Origin of the sequence: Nonomuraea sp. NPDC050786, from assembly GCF_040654115.1 — a bacterium.
Taxonomy (GTDB): Bacteria; Actinomycetota; Actinomycetes; order Streptosporangiales; family Streptosporangiaceae; genus Nonomuraea.
The window spans coordinates 1-15,839 of sequence record NZ_JBFAHJ010000053.1; the positions used below are offsets into that span (position 1 = coordinate 1).

Sequence of the window (15,839 nt, forward strand, 5' to 3'; positions counted from 1 at the left end):
TGTGATCTGGGTGCCGAAGTGGGCGGCGTGGCGTTCGCGCAGGGTGCTGTTGATGCCGTCGCCGGCCACGATGAGGTCGGCGCCGGCCAGTTCGTTCTCGTGGGTGATCTCGTGCTCGTACTCGATGCGCACGCCGAGGGAGCGGGCCCGCTCGGCCAGGACGGCCAGCAACTGGTGCCGGCCGATGCCGAAGCCCTCTTCGCCGTGGTCCACCGTCAACGTCGCGCGGCGGTGCAGGTGGGTGACCCAGCTGTCCCAGCGGACGATGTGCTCGCCGATGGCGCGCGCGGACTCCGGATCGGCGAGGTGAAGATTCTGGTACATCTCATCCCAGAAGGTCACGCCCCAGCCGTACGTCGATCCGGCTGGATCGCGTTCGTAGACGGTGATGTCATGGGCCGGATCGGCCCGTTTCATCAGGATCGAGAAGTACAGGCCGGCTGGTCCGCCCCCAACGCACGCGATCTTCACAAGAACCCCCGATTGCCACTTACTGCTATCGATATATCACGTAGAGTAGCCAGGAGTGTCGAACGTGCGGCGGTGGGCGTGAGATAATGATGTCCACGGAGCCCTCTCGGCCTCGGGCGCAGCCCAGGCGAGAGGGTTTTTTCATGCCCGCGGACGCAGTGACGCTCTGCCTGCGGCGGGCGCCCCCGTTCATCCGAATGAAGGAGTCCTCCCATGGACCTTGGTCTGACCTGCCCACGTTTCACCTGGCCCGGCGGCGACGCCGCCATCGCCGGCAGGTTCGCCGCCGTCGCCCGGGGCGCCGACCAGGCGGGCCTGCGCAGCCTCTGGGTGATGGATCACCTCTTCCAGATCCCCAACTTCGGCTCCGCGGAGGACCCGATGCTGGAGGCGTACGGCGCGCTGTCCTACGCCGCCGCCCTCACCAGCCGGGTGAGCCTGGGCGCGCTCGTCACCGGCGCCGTCTACCGAGCGCCCGGACTGCTGGTCAAGCAGGTCAGCACCCTGGACGCGCTCTCCGGCGGCCGTGCCGTCCTCGGCATCGGCGCGGCCTGGTACGAGCCCGAGGCCCGCGGCCTGGGACTCCCCTTCCCGTCTTTGGCCGAGCGGTTCGAGCGGCTGGAGGAGACGCTCCAGATCGCCCGCCAGATGTGGAGCGGCCAGGACAAGCCGTACCACGGCCGGCACTACCAGCTGGAACGTACGCTCGACGCGCCGCGCGCCAACCCGCCCATCCTGATCGGCGGCAGCGGGGAGAAGAAGACCCTCCGCCTCGTCGCCCAGTACGCCGACGCCTGCAACTTCCTGTACGGCGCCGACGTACGGCACAAGCTCGACGTGCTGCGCGCCCACTGCGAGCGGCTGCGACGGCCTTACGAGGAGATCGAGAAGACCCTTCACCTGCGGATCCCCGAGGGCCAGAGCGTGGAGGAGAGTGTCCAGCGCTGTGCCGAGCTGGCCGCCCTGGGCATCGATCACGTCATCGTCGCCGTGCCCGACCCGGCCGACGACGCATGGCTGACCCACCTGGCCGAGGTCGCCGTACGGATATCCGCCATCACCCCGCTCGGCCGCTGAGCCTGCCGTTCCAGCGCCGCCGAGACTTGGCGAGGTCTTGGCAGCTCCCATGCCAATCCCCGAACCCCCCGTGCACAGCCTGCTACGGACCGCGTGTTCGACTGGGTGAGGGGATTGGCGTATGGAGACTCAGCGACGCTGGTCGATTACGACGCGTATCACGCTGTTCGCCGGAGTGGTGGCGGCACTGCTGTCCGCGCTTTTGGCCGCGACGGTCCTGATCGCCACCCATCGGTTCGCCATGCAAAATCTCATCGGAGAGCTGGCCGCGGCCGGTGGCCGCGTGGCGCACGAGGTCGAGCAGAACGAGTTCGCCACGCCGCTGGTCGATCGCGGTGGCCGCGACGTGCAGATCGTCGACGCCACGAGGCGGGTCGTCGCGTCGACGCCGGCGCTGCGGGGCAAGCCGGCCATGGCCGACTTGAACCCCGACGGCAGGAAGATCCTCAATGGCACCGTATGCGGCGGAGTCTTCCCCTCCGGCGAGTGCCACACGGTGGTCGCGCAGTCGGCGGACCGGGCGGGGCAGGACTGGGTGGTCTACAGCTCCTCGCCCGTGGTCCCTCCGTACGTCGATCCGTGGCTGGGCGGGACCGTGATCGGCGCGGCCCTGCTGATGGCCCTGGCCATCACCGTGATCGGCCATCGGATCGTCACCGAGTCCCTCAGGCCGGTGGCCGCCATCCGGGCGGAGCTCGACCGGATCACGGAGACCCGCCCCGACCGGCGGGTGCCTCTCCCGCCGAGCCAGGACGAGATCCGCGACCTGGCCGACAGCGTCAACCGGACGCTGGGACGGCTGGAGACCGCGATGAACCAGCAGCGCCACTTCACCTCGGACGCCTCCCACGAACTGCGCACCCCCATCGCCGCGATACGAGCCGAGGTCGAGGACGCCCTGCAGGCGCCCGAGGAGACCAGCGTGCCCACGCTGGGCGCCACCATCCTGTCCAGCCTGGACCGGCTCGAGGCGATCGTGGGCGACCTGCTGACGATCGCACGGCTGGAGGCGGGCACGGCGGGCCGGCACGAGTCCATCGACCTGGCCGAGTTCGTGACCTCGGAGTGCGAGAGGCGGCCGAAGCCGGACAAGCGGTTCGAGTACTCGCTCGAGCCCGGCGTGGTGGTGACCGGCGACCGGTTTCACCTGTCGCGCCTGCTCACCAATCTGATCGACAACGCCGAGCGGCACGCCGCCACCACCGTCGCCTTCCACGTACGGCATGAGCCCAGCTGCAAACGTGACGCCCAGCGCTACCCGCACGGCGTCGCGATGCTCGAAGTGATCGACAACGGGCCCGGCATCGACCCGGACAAGCGCGAGCTGGTCTTCCAGCGCTTCACCCGGCTGGACACCGCCCGCGACAGGGACGCCGGAGGCACCGGCCTCGGCCTGTCGATCGCCCGGCAGATCGCCGAGGCGCACAACGGCACCCTCCAGATCGAGGACAGCCCCCACGGGAGCCGCTTCGTCCTCCGCCTCCCTCTCGACTAAGGGTGTCATGGCAGGTCAATCGGGTACTGGCCGGAGCGCGGGGGAGTCCGGCACGAGCTGATCGCGCCACGCGAAACCTTCATGGCCTGGAGACGTCCGCCGCTCGTACGGCACGAATCTCGACCAGTCATGTGAGGGGACGCATGAGCACGAAATCGGACACCCTGGCCCGCGCGCTGGGCTGGGTCAGCCTGGCCCTGGGCGCCGCGCAGCTGGCCGCGCCGCGCACCGTCAACCGCCTGAGCGGCGTCGACGACTCCCGCCTCGCCAGGACGGTGACGCGCATGGTGGGCACGCGGCAGCTGATGCACGGGGCGGCGCTGCTGGGCAGCCGCCGGCCCGGACCGTGGACCTGGAGCCGCGTCGTGGGCGACGCGCTGGACCTGGCCCTGCTGGGCAGGGCGGTGACGAGCCGCTCGCGGCGCTCGGGCCGTTCGGGGGCCTCGGGCCGCTCCGGCCGTTCGAGAGCCTCCGGCGGCTCCGGCCGGAGACGCCGGCGGGCGGTCGCGGCGACGGCCGCCGTGGCGGGCATCACGGCCCTGGACCTGACCACCGCCCTGTGCTCCTCCGGCCTCGGCGTCAGGCGGCCGATGAGGCTCCAGGCCTCGATCACCGTCAACCGGCCGCGCGAGGAGGTCTACGCCTTCTGGCGCGACTTCGAGAACCTGCCCGCGTTCATGCTCCACCTCGACTCCGTACGCGCCACGGCCGAGCGCCGCTCGCGGTGGCGGGCCATGGTCGCGACGGCGGACGTGGAGTGGGAGGCGGAGATCCTGGACGAGCAGGCCGGCGAGCTGATCGCCTGGGCGTCGGTGCGCGGCTCCATGGTCACCACGAGCGGTTCGGTCCGGTTCACCGACGGTCCCGCCGGGCGGGGGACGGCGGTCCACGTCACGCTGGAGTACCGCGGGCGCGGCCGGGCTCTCGGCGCCACGGTGGCCAGGATGTTCGGCGAGTACCCGGAGCAGCAGCTCCGCGACGACCTGCGCCGCTTCAAGCAGATCATGGAGACGGGAGAAGTGCTGCTCTCCGAGGGCAGCCCCGAGGGCGTCCGGCTGCTGCGCCCGCTCGGGCAGCGCCCCGCCCAGCCGGTGGGAGGCCGGTCATGAAGGCCAACTGCTACATGGGGCGCAACACCGTCGAGGTGCTGGACGTGCCGGAGCCGCGCATACTCAATGCCCACGACGCCGTCGTCCGCGTCACCTCGACCGCCATCTGCGGCTCCGACCTGCATCTGGTCGACGGCTACGTCCCGGCGGTGAAGAAGGGCGACGTCCTCGGCCACGAGTTCATGGGCGAGGTCGTGGAGGTCGGCCCCGAGGTGGCGAACCTGCGCCCCGGCGACCGGGTGGTCGTGCCGTTCCCGATCGCCTGCGGCCGCTGCTTCGCCTGCGCGGAGGGCCTGTACTCGATCTGCGAGAACTCCAACCCCAACGCGGGCCTGGCGGAGAAGCTGATGGGGCACGCGCCGGCGGGCGTCTTCGGCTACTCGCACCTGCTCGGCGGCTTCGCCGGCGGTCAGGCCGAGTACGCGCGCGTGCCGTTCGCCGACGTGGGACCGATCAAGATCGAGGACGACCTGCCGGACGAGAAGGTGCTGTTCCTGTCCGACATCCTGCCGACCGGGTACATGGCCGCCGAGATGTGCGACATCCAACCGGGGCAGACCATCGCGGTCTGGGGCGCGGGCCCGGTCGGGCAGTTCGCCGTGGCCGCCGCCTACATGCTCGGCGCGGGCAAGGTCATCTGCATCGACCGCTTCCCGTACCGGCTGCAGTACGCCCGGCGCGCGGGCGCGTACACGCTCAACTACGAGGACGTGGACGTGCTGGACGCGCTGCGCGACATGACGGGCGGGCGCGGGCCCGACGCCTGCATCGACGCCGTCGGCATGGAGGCCCACCACCCCACCCCGGCCATGTACGGCTACGACCGCGTCAAGCAGGCCGTGCGGATGGAGACCGACCGCCCGTACGCGCTGCGCGAGGCCATCCTGGCCTGCCGCAACGGCGGCGTGGTCGCCGTCGTCGGGACGTACGGCGGGCTGCTGGACAAGTTCCCGATGGGCTCGCTGATGAACCGGTCGCTGACGCTGCGCACCGGCCAGTGCCACGTCCAGCGCTACCTGCGGCCCCTGCTGGACCGGATCCGGGCCGGCGAGATCGACCCGAGCTTCGTCATCTCGCACCGGCTGCCGCTCAGCGCGGCGCCGCACGCCTTCGAACTGTTCAAGAACAAGCGGGACGACTGCAACAAGGTCGTCCTGACACCCTGAGCCCCGGCCGCCGGATGACCTGATCCGCACCTTGCCAAGCAGGCCGTCAGGAGAGATACGTGGAAGAAGATCCATGTCACTGGGAGGAGACGTGTCGGTGATTCCCGGACCGCCCGCGCGAGGCGACGGCGGGCTGCATGACATCGCTTCCGCGGGCGGCCTGCACGCCTACCAGCTGCGGCTGCACGCCGAATACGGGCCGGTCGTACGCTTCGAGCTGCCCGGCGCGGACTCGGCGGTCTCCGTCGCGGACCCGGTGCTGCTCGAGGCCACGGCCGGGATCGACAAGCGGCCGGAGGAGCTGTTCGCGTTCCTCGCGCCGCTGTGCGAGGCAGGCAACCTGCAGACCCTGCCGGCGGACGAGCACACACCGTGGCGCCGCGCGGTGCTGTCCGTGCTGGCCGGCCGCCGCTCGCACGAGGCCCACTTCGCCGGCCTGGCCGCGCTGGCCGGCGACCTGGCCGACCGGTGGGCGGAGCGCGCCGGCGACGGACCGGTCGAGCTGCAGAAGGACCTGAGCGCGCTGTCGCTCCGGATGATCTGCCAGTACGCCCTCGGCAACGGCGTGGACGACCCGGACGACGTCGTGACGGCCTTCGAGGTCGTGCTCACGGAGTACCTGGGCCGCCTGTACCAGCCCGCCGACCCGGGCACGGAGGAGCAGGGACGCAAGCGTGCGCAGGAGGCGCTGACCTACCTGCGCACGGTCGTGAACGGCGTGCTCGCCTCGGCCCGGCCGGACGGCAACGACCTGGTCGCGGCTCTGGCCGCGGCCGGGATGAGCCCGGCCCGCATACGGGACACCGTATTGATGATCATGCTTGCCGCCCATCACACGACCGGCGTGGCGGTCTCGTGGACCCTCCACCTGCTCTCCCGGCACTCCGCCGAGGCCGAACGGGTCACGGCGGAGATCGACCGGGCGCTGGGCGATCGCGTGACGCCCGAGTACGCCGATCTCAAACGGCTGCCCCGGCTGCGGATGGCGCTCCAGGAATCGATGCGCCTGTATCCGCCGGGACCGTACGGGGCTCGCCAGACCACCGAGGACCTCGTGCTGGCCGGCTACGAGATCCCCGCAGGGACGACCATCTTCTACCCGTTCTGGGCCGTCCACATGAACCCGCGGTACTGGCCGGACCCCCAGGCGTTCATCCCTGGCCGTTTCGCTCCCGAAGAGGTCGCCAGGCGACCCCGCTACTCCTACATCCCCTTCGGCCTCGGACCGCGCAGTTGCGAAGGCGCGAGCCTGGCCATGGTGGAGGCCGAGCTGGTGCTGGCGATCCTGCTGAGGAGGTTCCGCCTCCAGCCGGCCTCCGGGCACGACGTCGTCCCCGTCGAACGGTTCGTCTTATGGGCCGCCGACGGCATCCGCATGAACCTGACGCCCCGGTGACCTGGTCTCGCCGCCCCGCCCGCGCCCCGCGAGCTACTTGATGCGGCCGTGCAGGAGTTCGGCCAGTGTCGCGTGCGTCCGCTCGATCGGCCGGTCCGGATAGAGGGCGCGCCGCTCGATGGCAACCGTCAGGACCATGCCGAACACGGCCGTCGCCGCCGTCTCCACGTCCAGGTCGGCCCGGATCTCGCCGTTCGCGGCGGCCCGGCGCAGCACGTTGGCGTACACGCTGAGCGCGCTCCGGCGCAGCCGTGCCACCGCCTCCTGCCACGCCGTGCGCCACATCTCGGCCAGCAGCACCCGGGCGAAGGCCCCGTGCTCCTCGAAGAACCTGAGCTGGCCGAGCACCACCGAGTCGAGCGCGTCCAGCGCGCTCTCCCCGGTATCGGCGGCGGCCAGCGCCTCGGCGAGCTTGCTGATCGAGTGCTCCAGCAGCGCCTCGAACAGCCCCTCCTTGCTGCCGAAGTTGTAGAACACGGTGCCCTTGGCCACCCCGGCCCGCTCGGCGATGGCGTCGACCGTGGTGGCCGCGTACCCCAGCTCGGCGATCAGCTCCACAGCCGACCTGAACACCTTCAGCCGGGTGTCCTGCCGGCTCCCGCGTCTGGCGGTGCGCTCGCTGCTGTGCCCATTGGTTCGCTCGCTTCGCTCGCTCACAGTGCCAGCTCCGGGTGCAGGCGCTTGACGGTCCAGATGCGGCCGCGCTCCACGGCGAGCGTGGTGAGCGCGAGCCCGAGTACGAGGAAAGCCGACAGCACGCCGCAAGCCTGCCACACCACCGTCGGATCGCCACCGCTGATCAGCCTGCGCAGGGCCGACACCGTCCAGCTCATCGGCAGCCACGGCGAGATCGTCTGGAAGAACCCGGGCGACGTCTCGATGGGATACGTCCCGGCGGCGGAGGTGAGCTGCAGCATCAGCAGCGCCAGGGCCACGACCCGCCCGGGCGGGCCGAGCAGCGCGTTCACCGCCTGCACGACCGCCATGGACGCGGCCGCCGCGAGCAGCAGCAGCCCGACGACCCCGGCCCAGTGCGCGGCCTCCAGCCCGAGCCCGAAGCGCAGCACCGCCACCAGCACGCCCACCTGCGCGGCCCCGAGCGCCGCCCCCGGCAGCCAGCCCGCCAGCGCGATCCGCACCGCGCCCGTCGCGCCCGCCAGCCGCCGCTGGTTCAGCGGTTTCAGCACCATGTACGCGATCATCGCACCGACCCAAAGCGACAGCGGCAGGAAGAACGGCGCGAAGCCGGTGCCGTAGTTGGGCACCTCGTTGTCGACGGTCTTGGCCGGCCGGACCGGGTCGCTCATCATGTCCGCGCGGGCGTCGCGCTCCTTCCTGTCGTAGTCGGGTATCCGGGCGGCGCCGTCGCCGAGCCCGCGGGCCAGGTCCTTCGAACCCTCGGCGAGGCCGGTCATGCCCTTGCCCACCTGGCCGGCGCCGTCGTGGAGCCGGTCCACACCGGTGCTCAGCTCGTTCGCGCCGTCGCTCAGCCTGACCAGCCCGCCGTTCAGCCGGCCGATGCCGTCGGTGACCTGGCGGGAACCGTCGGCCAGCGCGGTCGCGCCCTGGTAGAGCCGGTTCGCGCCGGTGGCGGCCGTGCCGAGGCTCGCGTGCACCTTCGCGGCACCGCCGGCCAGCTTGCCCAGGCCCGCGTCCAGGGCGTTGAGCTGGTCCTTGGCGTGGTCCAGCCTGGAGCCGAGCCCGGGGGCCGCGGCCGCGATCTCGCGAGCCTGCTTCGCCAGCTCCCTCGCCTGGTTCCTCAGGTCCGCGACGGCGCCGGCGTCGCTCGTCCGGGCGGCGTCGCTTCCCGTGCCGCCGGCCGCGCTCGTCCGGGCGGCGTCCTGGGCTCGGTCCGCCTCGGCGGCGGCCCGTCGCGCGGCGGCTGCCGCGTTCCGCAGCAGTTCGCGCACCTGGGGGTCGGCGTCTGCGCCGAGGCGGTCGATCGCGGCCTGTGCCTGCGAGCTCGCCTCCCTGGCGCTGTCGGCCGCGCTGCCCGCCTGGGTGCTCGCCACGCGGACGCTGCCCGTACTCGTCGGAGCGGCGCCGGTCGGCCCGCCGCCGGCGGCGACCTTGTCGGCGGCGGTGGCGACCGCCTCGGCGGCCTTGGAGATCTTCGGCCCCCAGTCGTCCAGTACGGGGACGTACGTGTCGGCGAGCTGGTTGATCGTCCGGGTCTGAGCGTGGACCTGCTGGTATGCCTGCCTCGCGCCGGAGCTGAGCGGAGCGGTTCCCTCCGTGCGGAGCTTGTTCAGGCCGTCGCGCAGTTGCCCGATCGCCTGCTGTGCCTGCGTGAGGCCCTGCGTGACCTGGGCCGAGCCGTCACGCAGCCGGACCGTGGCGGTGTTGGCGCCGCCCAGGCCGGCGGAGAGCCGCCGGGCGCCGTTCTCGGCCGTGCCCAGGCCGCTGCTGAGCCGGGAGACGCCGTCACCGAGTCGCACGGCGCCGTCGTGCAGCTTGTCCGCGCCCTCGGCGGCCTCCGTCGTCTTGTCGTGGATGTCGCCGATCGAGACGAAGACGTTGTCGAAGTAGTCGTGGATCGCCGTGCGCTCGGCGGCCGCCCGTACCTCGTTGAACACCGCGTCCGAGACGCTGCCCATGACGTAGCTGCGGCCCGTGTCCACGCGCAGCCCGAGCCGCGCCGGGCTCGGAGCGGCGGCGTCGTCGGCGGGTGAGGCCAGCTTGGCGCTGAAATCGGCGGGCACGGTCAGCGACAGATAGAAGGTGCCGTCGGCGACACCGTCGGCCGCTTCCCGCGCGGTGGCCTCGTGCCAGCAGAACACGTCGCGCTTCAGCAGCTCGGAGGCCAGGTCACGGCCCGCGTGCAGGGTCTTACCCGCGGCTTGGGCCGGTCGGTCCTCGACGACCAGCGCGACCGGCACGCGGTCCAGGTTGCCCTGCGGGTCCCAGAACGACCACAGATACAGTCCCGCGTACAGGAGCGGCAGCACCACCACCGCCGCCAGCGCGGCCCGTGTCAGCCGCGACCGCAACAGGCCCTTCACGACAGCTCCACGAGCTGGTCGAAGCGGGCGGGCGGCGTCACGCAGGCGGCCACCACCGTGTGGTCCAGGTCGCGCAGCAGGTCCCACAGCGCCTGCTGCCGGTCGGCGGGCAGACCCGCGTCCACGTTGTCGGCGACGATCATCTCCGGCTCGTCCAGCAGCGCGAGCGCGACGCCCAGCCGCACCTGTCGCTCCCGGTCCAGCTCCCGCGCCGGCACCCGCTCCTGGCCCGCCAGCCCGACCCGCTCCAGCACCTCCTGGTACGGCCGGCGCCGCCGCTCCCGCAGGTGCTCCCCGACCGTCAGCGACCGGTCCAGATCCGTCACGCCGTCGACCAGCGCCAGCGCCACGGCTCTGCGGATGGCCCGGCGCGTGACGTGCCCGGCGACGTTCAGGGTGCCTTTCGTGGGCTTCATCCGGCCGGCCAGCGTCAACAGCAGGCTCGTCCGCCCGCTTCCCGCCGGACCCGCGACCACCGTGAGCGTGCCGGCCCCGGCCTTCAACGAGACCTCCGGATACACGCCTTCGACCGCCAGCCCCTCCGCAATGATCAACTCGACTCCTCAATCTTTATACTGACCAGTCAGTACAAAGATAGACCTGGGCCGAGCGCCGCGCTCCGGATGATGTGGTGGCATTCGTCACCTTCAGGCACAGGTGCGGCGCTCTTCCTCAGGGACACAGAGGCCGGCGGGGGGCGGGCTCACGGCCGGGTGGCTGCTGGACGTGCTGCCGCGGAGCCGGCGCCGGCGGGTTCGGCAGGGTGACCGGCTCCGCGCTCAGCGGGAACGGCTCGCCGTGATGGGTCAACGTGATCGGCAGGCCGTCCAGCAGCCGGTAGCTCGTCGTCCCGCTGGTGACGCCGACGTGCAGCAGGCTGCCGCGGTAGCGCAGCCGGAAGGCCAGCCGGGTGAGGCCCGGCGGCAGCCTCGGGGCGAAGCACATCCGGCCCTGGCCGGCGCGCATCCCGCCGAATCCCGCGACAAGGGAGATCCACACCCCGGCCAGCGAGGCCATGTGGAGCCCGTCGACGGTGTTCCGCTCCAGGTCCGCCAGGTCCATCATGGCCGCCTCGCCGAGGTAGCGGTCGGCGAGTTCGAGCTGCCCCACCTCGGCGGCGATCACCGCCTGGGTGCAGGCGGACAACGACGAGTCGCGAACCGTCAGCGCCTCGTAGTAGGCGAAGTCGCGGGCCTTCTGCTCCGCCGTGAACGCGTCGCCGCGCAGATGCAGCGCCAGCACGAGGTCGGCCTGCTTGACCACCTGCCGCCGGTAGAGGTCGAAGTAGGGGAAGTGCAGGAGCAGCGGGTACTGGTCCGGCTTGGTGGCGGCGAAGTTCCAGACGCTGTGCCGGGTGAAGCCCTCGCTCTGCGGATGGACGCCCAGCCGCTCGTCATAGGGGACCGACATCGCGCTCGCCCCCTCCCGCCACGTCGTGATCTCCTCCTCGGTGACCCCGAGCCGCGCCGCCAGGTCGGGATGGCGGGCGGCGGCCTCGGCCGCCTCACGCAGGTTCAACTGGGCCATCAGGTTGGTGTAGACGTTGTTGTCGGCGACGGCGCTGTACTCGTCGGGCCCCGTCACGCCGTCGATGCGGTACCGCCCGTCGCTCTCGTGATGGCCGAGGGCGCACCACAGCCGGGCCGTCCCGGCCAGCAGCGGCAGGCCGATGTCGCGTTCGAACGCCGTGTCACCGGTGGCGTCGACGTAGTGCGTGACCGCGTGGGCGATGTCGGCGTTGATGTGGAACGCCGCGGTGCCGGCCGGCCAGTAGCCGGAGCACTCCTCGCCGTGGATCGTCCGCCAGGGGAAGGCGGCCCCGGACAGCCCGAGCTGCGTGGCCCGCGCCTCCGCCATCGGCAGGGTCCCCCTCCGCCACGACAGCGCGTCCGCCACGGCCCGAGGGTAGGTGTAGGTGAGCACGGGCAGCACGAAGATCTCGGTGTCCCAGAAGGCATGCCCGTCGTAACCGGAGCCGGTCAGCCCCTTGGCCGGGATGGCGCGGTCCTCCAGGCGCGCGGACGACTGCAGCAGGTGGAACATCCCGAACCGGACGGCCTGTTGCACCTCGGCGTCGCCCTCGACCTCCACGTCCGCGCCCTCCCAGAACGCGTCGAGGAACTGCCGCTGATCCGCGCACAACCCGTCCCAGCCGACGAGCCGGGCGGCCGCCAGCGCGGCGACGACCTGGTCGTGCATGGCGGGCCGGGAGCGCCGGGCCGACCAGCCGTACGAGAAGAACTTGACCAGCCGCAGCCGCCGGCCCGGCGGCAGGCGCGTGGCGACGGTCACCCGGCTGACATCGGCGCTGCCCTGCGCGTCGATTTGGGTGCCGTCCGGCCCGTCGACCTCGTGGCACATGGCGGCCGCCACCCGCAGGCCGCTGGCCCGGGTGTGGTGGACCATGACCGCCACGCCGTCGTTGGCCGGCAGGTTCTCCTCCAGGACCAGCGGCGACTCCAGCGGGGCGGCCACCCGCGGGTCGCCGCTCGTGTACTGCCGGGTCTCGTTGGCGACGAGCTCCGACTGCACGACCACGTGCCGCGACCGGTCGACGGCCTCGACCTCGTACAGGATCGCGGCCACCGCGCGGTGCGTGAAGGAGACCAGCCGCGTGGAGGTGATCCGCACCTGGCCTCCGGTCGGCGAGCTCCACAGAGCCGTGCGGGTCAGCGTCCCCGCGCGCAGGTCCAGGGCCCGCACGTGCTCGTGCAGCGTTCCGTACCGCACGTCGAACGGCTCGTCGTCCACCAGGAGCCGGATCACCTTGCCGTTGGTGACGTTCACCACCGTCTGCCCCGACTCCGGATAGCCGTAGGCCGTCTCGGCGTACGGCAGCGGCCGCACCTCGTAGAATCCGCCGAGGTAGGTGCCCGGCTCCCCGTACGGCTCGCCCTCCTCGAGGTTGCCGCGCAGGCCGATGTGCCCGTTGGACAGCGCGAACACCGACTCGGTCTGCGCCAGCACGTCCAGGTCGAGCCGGCACTCCCGCACCGTCCACGGCTCGACGGCGAACGCCGGATGCCGGATCACCGCGCCGCCCCATAGCGCGGGTCCAGCAGTTCGGCGAGGTCGCTCACCACGATGTCGGCACCGTGCTCGCGCAGCGCCTGCGCCTGCCCGGTCCGGTCGACGCCGACGACGAAGGCGAACCGCCCGGCCCGGCCCGCCGCCACCCCCGCCAGCGCGTCCTCGAACACCGCCGCCTCCGACGGCTGCAGCCCCAGCGCCTCGGCGCCCGCGAGGTACATGTCCGGGGCCGGCTTGCCGGCGAGATGCCGCGTCCGGGCCACCACGCCGTCGACGCGGGCCTCGAAATGGCCGGTGAGGCCGGCGGCCGACAGGACCCGCTCGGTGTTCGCGCTCGACGACACGACGGCCCTGCGCAGCCCCGCGTCCCGGGCGGCCAGCACGTACCGGACGGAGCCGGGGAAGGTCTCCACGCCGTCCCTGTCGAGGACCGTCTGGACGAGGGCGTTCTTCCTGTTGCTGAGGCCGTGCACGGTCATGGCGTCCGGCGGATCGCCGGGCGACCCCTCGGGCAGGCCGATCCCTCTGGACCGCAGGAAGCTCCGCGTGCCGTCCAGCCGCTCCTTGCCGTCGACGTAGCGGTCGTAGTCGGCGACCGCGTCGAACGGCACGAACGGCTGTCCCGTCCGGTCGGCCCACCGCCGCAGGAACTCGTCGAACATCGACTTCCACGCGGCGGCGTGCACCGTGGCGGTCCGCGTCAGCACGCCGTCCATGTCGAAGAGACACCCGCGCACTCCGTCAGGCAGCCCGAGCATCAGCCCCCCGATCCGGCACGTCTTCCGTGCCTGCGTGGCGAACTACCCCCCATCCCATGCTTCTCACCGAGGAGGCCCCGTGTCGAAACTTTCGGCACTCACGCGGGGTGTCTTCGCAGCTCATGCAGACATCCATGAGGTTAATGATCGAAATATTTCGGCTCTTCGTTGACACATTTCGAAGGGCTCTTCAGACTGATCGCCTGCCCTCATCCAGAAGGGAGTGATCACCGACACCGGCACCTCGACGATGAACGGATGGACGGTCACCTTCACCCTGCCGGCCGGGCACACGCTGACCGGCTCGTGGAACGGCACCGCCACCGTCACCGGGCAGACCGTGACCATCAGGAACGTCGGCCACAACGGCACCATCGCCCCAGGAGCCAGCCTCACCAACGTCGGCTTCCAGGGCAGCCGCCCGAACGGCGACACCGCGCTCCCGTCCGGCTACACCTGCGCCTGACCACCTCGCGGCCCACCCGTCCCTCACTCAGCTGGGTGGGCCGCTTCGAGGTCAGCGGACGTAGATGTTCGGCCGGGGCGGGGTGGGCATGCCGTCGCCGATGAAGAAGCTCGTGTGCGGCGGCTGGTTGTAGGCGGTGTTCTGCCAGGCGACCGACACCCGGTAGAGCGGGTCGTGCATCAGGGTGTAGATGCGCCGGTCGGTCGGCGTGGTCGTGGCGTAGATCCGCAGCGCCCGATTGTCGCTCGTGGGCCAGATGACCTCCTCGCGCCAGTCGCCGAACAGGTCCGCCGACAGCGACGGAGTGGCCTTGGTGCCGTTGTTGGAGTGCACGCCCGAGGCGGTCAGCAGGCGGGTGTCGCCGCTCGTGCCGTACTTGTCGATCCTCGTCTGGTCGAGCAGCTCCCGCAGCGGGTCGGCGTCCCACCAGATCAGGAAGTTCACCGAGGACGGCTTGCGACCGGCGTTGTTGCCGGTGACGCTGCGCAGGTTGGCGTCGGCGGCGGACCAGAACTCGCTCGCCACCCTGACGGTCGAGATGTCGCCGGCCACGCCGCGGCCGTTGTCGCCGTTGGCGGGCGTGGACCAGAGGATCTGGCCGTTACGCGGGTCGATGTAGAGCGAGGAGGGCTGCGAGCCGGACTCGCTCACCTTGAAGTACTCCAGACCGGCCCTGGCCGGGTCGAAGTCGCCCAGATGCTGCGCGTCGCCGTGGCCGGTGCCCGTGCTCCACATGCCGGTGCCGTTGTCGTTCACGGCCATGGCCCCGTACACGATCTCGTCCCGGCCGTCCTGGTCGATGTCGCCGACGGACAGGCTGTGGCTGCCCTGGCCGGTCCACTGCGAGCCCGCCGAGTTGCTGTCGAACGTCCAGCGCTTGGTGAGCGTGCCGTTGCGGAAGTCCCAGGCCGCGATCACGGAGCGGGTGTAGTAGCCGCGCGCCATGATCAGCGAGGGACGCTCACCGTCCAGGTACGCCGTCCCGGCCAGGAACCGGTCCACCCGGTTGCCGTACGAGTCGCCCCAGGACGAGACGGTGCCGCGGGGCGGGTCGTAGCTGACCGTGGACATCGCGGCGCCGGTCTGGCCGTTGAACATGGTCAGGAACTCGGGGCCGGACAGGACGTACCCGCTCGAGTTGCGGTAGTCGGCCGAGGCGTTGCCGATGACCGTTCCCCGGCCGTCCCTGGTGCCGTCGGCGGTCTTCATGGCGACCTCGGCCCGCCCGTCGCCGTCGTAGTCGTAGACCTGGAACTGGGTGTAGTGGGCGCCCGCGCGGATGTTCCGGCCCAGGTCGATGCGCCACAGGCGGGTGCCGTCCAGCCGGTACGCGTCCACGTACACGTTGCCGGTGTAGCCGGACTGGGAGTTGTCCTTGGCGTTGGACGGGTCCCACTTGAGCACGATCTCGTACCGGCCGTCGCCGTCCACGTCGCCGACACTGGCGTCGTTGGCGCTGTAGGTGTACGCGACGCCGTCCGGCGTGGTGCCGCCCGACGGCGGCTGGATCGGCACGTCGAGGTAGGAGCCGCCGGTGAAGCGGAGCGAGGCGGGCGAGGCGGCCTGCTCGGTCCCGCCGACCACCGCCCTGACCGTGTACGAGGCGTCGGCGGCGGCGCCGTTGTCCAGATAGTTGGTGGAGGCGGTGAGGTTGGCGGCGACCAGGGTGGAGCCCCGGTACACGTTGAAGGCCACGCCGTCGGGGTCGGTGCCGAGCAGCCGCCAGGACACGAGGTTGCCCGAGCCCGACCGGACGCTGACCAGGCCGCGGTCAAGGTCCTCCATCTGCTTCGTGGGCGGTGCGGCCTGGGCGGGCACGCCGCCGATCGCCAGGGCGAGAACCGTCACCATGCCGGCCAGTCGTAAACG

Annotated in this window: 12 protein-coding genes and 1 pseudogene; 6 read left to right on the top strand and 7 right to left on the bottom strand. The window is 71.6% G+C overall.

From position 1 onward, the window contains the following. Positions 1–417, bottom strand: a pseudogene (locus tag AB0H84_RS51080) (FAD-binding monooxygenase); the annotation flags it as partial. A 267-nt stretch (positions 418–684) separates the two neighbouring features. Here AB0H84_RS51080 and AB0H84_RS51085 point away from each other — a divergent pair. From AB0H84_RS51085 to AB0H84_RS51105, 5 genes are all read left to right on the top strand, one after another. Next, positions 685–1,548, top strand: a complete 864-nt coding sequence (locus AB0H84_RS51085) for an LLM class F420-dependent oxidoreductase (protein ID WP_357621350.1) — start codon at positions 685–687, stop codon at positions 1,546–1,548. Positions 1,549–1,669: 121 nt separating this feature from the next. After that, entirely contained in the window at positions 1,670–3,043 is a 1,374-nt protein-coding gene (locus AB0H84_RS51090; RefSeq protein WP_357621353.1) for a HAMP domain-containing sensor histidine kinase, read from the top strand. Positions 3,044–3,186: 143 nt separating this feature from the next. Further along, positions 3,187–4,152 (top strand): SRPBCC family protein, encoded by a 966-nt coding sequence (locus AB0H84_RS51095; RefSeq protein ID WP_357621356.1) that lies wholly within the window; start codon positions 3,187–3,189, stop codon positions 4,150–4,152. Continuing rightward, positions 4,149–5,318, top strand: coding sequence for a zinc-dependent alcohol dehydrogenase (locus AB0H84_RS51100; protein ID WP_357621358.1), 1,170 nt, complete (start codon positions 4,149–4,151; stop codon positions 5,316–5,318). The genes AB0H84_RS51095 and AB0H84_RS51100 overlap by 4 nt, the downstream gene beginning before the upstream one ends. Before the next feature lie 73 nt (positions 5,319–5,391). Next, positions 5,392–6,714 carry a cytochrome P450 gene (locus tag AB0H84_RS51105; RefSeq protein ID WP_357621361.1) on the top strand — a complete coding sequence of 441 codons (1,323 nt, stop codon included), beginning with the start codon at positions 5,392–5,394 and terminating at the stop codon, positions 6,712–6,714. 33 nt (positions 6,715–6,747) lie between these two features. Here the strand turns inward: AB0H84_RS51105 and AB0H84_RS51110 are convergent, their stop codons facing one another. The 5 genes from AB0H84_RS51110 to AB0H84_RS51130 form a co-directional block, all read right to left on the bottom strand. Beyond that, positions 6,748–7,371, bottom strand: coding sequence for a TetR/AcrR family transcriptional regulator (locus AB0H84_RS51110; protein ID WP_357621364.1), 624 nt, complete (start codon positions 7,369–7,371; stop codon positions 6,748–6,750). Then, entirely contained in the window at positions 7,368–9,716 is a 2,349-nt protein-coding gene (locus AB0H84_RS51115; RefSeq protein WP_357621367.1) for a YhgE/Pip domain-containing protein, read from the bottom strand. Before AB0H84_RS51115 ends, AB0H84_RS51110 begins: the two co-directional genes overlap by 4 nt. Next, entirely contained in the window at positions 9,713–10,270 is a 558-nt protein-coding gene (locus AB0H84_RS51120; protein WP_357621370.1) for an ATP-binding cassette domain-containing protein, read from the bottom strand. Before AB0H84_RS51120 ends, AB0H84_RS51115 begins: the two co-directional genes overlap by 4 nt. A gap of 118 nt (positions 10,271–10,388) precedes the next feature. Next, complete coding sequence (locus AB0H84_RS51125; protein WP_357621373.1) at positions 10,389–12,749, bottom strand: glycosyl hydrolase family 65 protein; 2,361 nt, start codon at positions 12,747–12,749, stop codon at positions 10,389–10,391. Continuing rightward, complete coding sequence (locus AB0H84_RS51130) at positions 12,746–13,504, bottom strand: beta-phosphoglucomutase family hydrolase (RefSeq protein ID WP_357621376.1); 759 nt, start codon at positions 13,502–13,504, stop codon at positions 12,746–12,748. Before AB0H84_RS51130 ends, AB0H84_RS51125 begins: the two co-directional genes overlap by 4 nt. 223 nt (positions 13,505–13,727) lie before the next feature. Here AB0H84_RS51130 and AB0H84_RS51135 point away from each other — a divergent pair, with 223 nt between their 5' ends. Further along, entirely contained in the window at positions 13,728–13,970 is a 243-nt protein-coding gene (locus AB0H84_RS51135; RefSeq protein WP_357621378.1) for a cellulose binding domain-containing protein, read from the top strand. A 51-nt stretch (positions 13,971–14,021) separates the two neighbouring features. Here AB0H84_RS51135 and AB0H84_RS51140 read toward each other — a convergent pair whose 3' ends face one another. Next, positions 14,022–15,821: a rhamnogalacturonan lyase gene (locus AB0H84_RS51140; protein ID WP_357621439.1), complete on the bottom strand. Its 1,800-nt coding sequence runs from the start codon at positions 15,819–15,821 to the stop codon at positions 14,022–14,024. Positions 15,822–15,839: the final 18 nt, after the last annotated feature.

Bases quoted from the DNA above. Each gene is read 5' to 3' on its own strand.
- AB0H84_RS51085 (WP_357621350.1), top strand. From the start codon at position 685: ATGGACCTTGGTCTGACCTGCCCACGTTTCACCTGGCCCGGCGGCGAC.
- AB0H84_RS51090 (WP_357621353.1), top strand. From the start codon at position 1,670: ATGGAGACTCAGCGACGCTGGTCGATTACGACGCGTATCACGCTGTTC.
- AB0H84_RS51095 (WP_357621356.1), top strand. From the start codon at position 3,187: ATGAGCACGAAATCGGACACCCTGGCCCGCGCGCTGGGCTGGGTCAGC.
- AB0H84_RS51100 (WP_357621358.1), top strand. From the start codon at position 4,149: ATGAAGGCCAACTGCTACATGGGGCGCAACACCGTCGAGGTGCTGGAC.
- AB0H84_RS51105 (WP_357621361.1), top strand. From the start codon at position 5,392: ATGTCACTGGGAGGAGACGTGTCGGTGATTCCCGGACCGCCCGCGCGA.
- AB0H84_RS51130 (WP_357621376.1), bottom strand. From the start codon at position 13,504: ATGCTCGGGCTGCCTGACGGAGTGCGCGGGTGTCTCTTCGACATGGAC.
- AB0H84_RS51140 (WP_357621439.1), bottom strand. From the start codon at position 15,821: ATGGTGACGGTTCTCGCCCTGGCGATCGGCGGCGTGCCCGCCCAGGCC.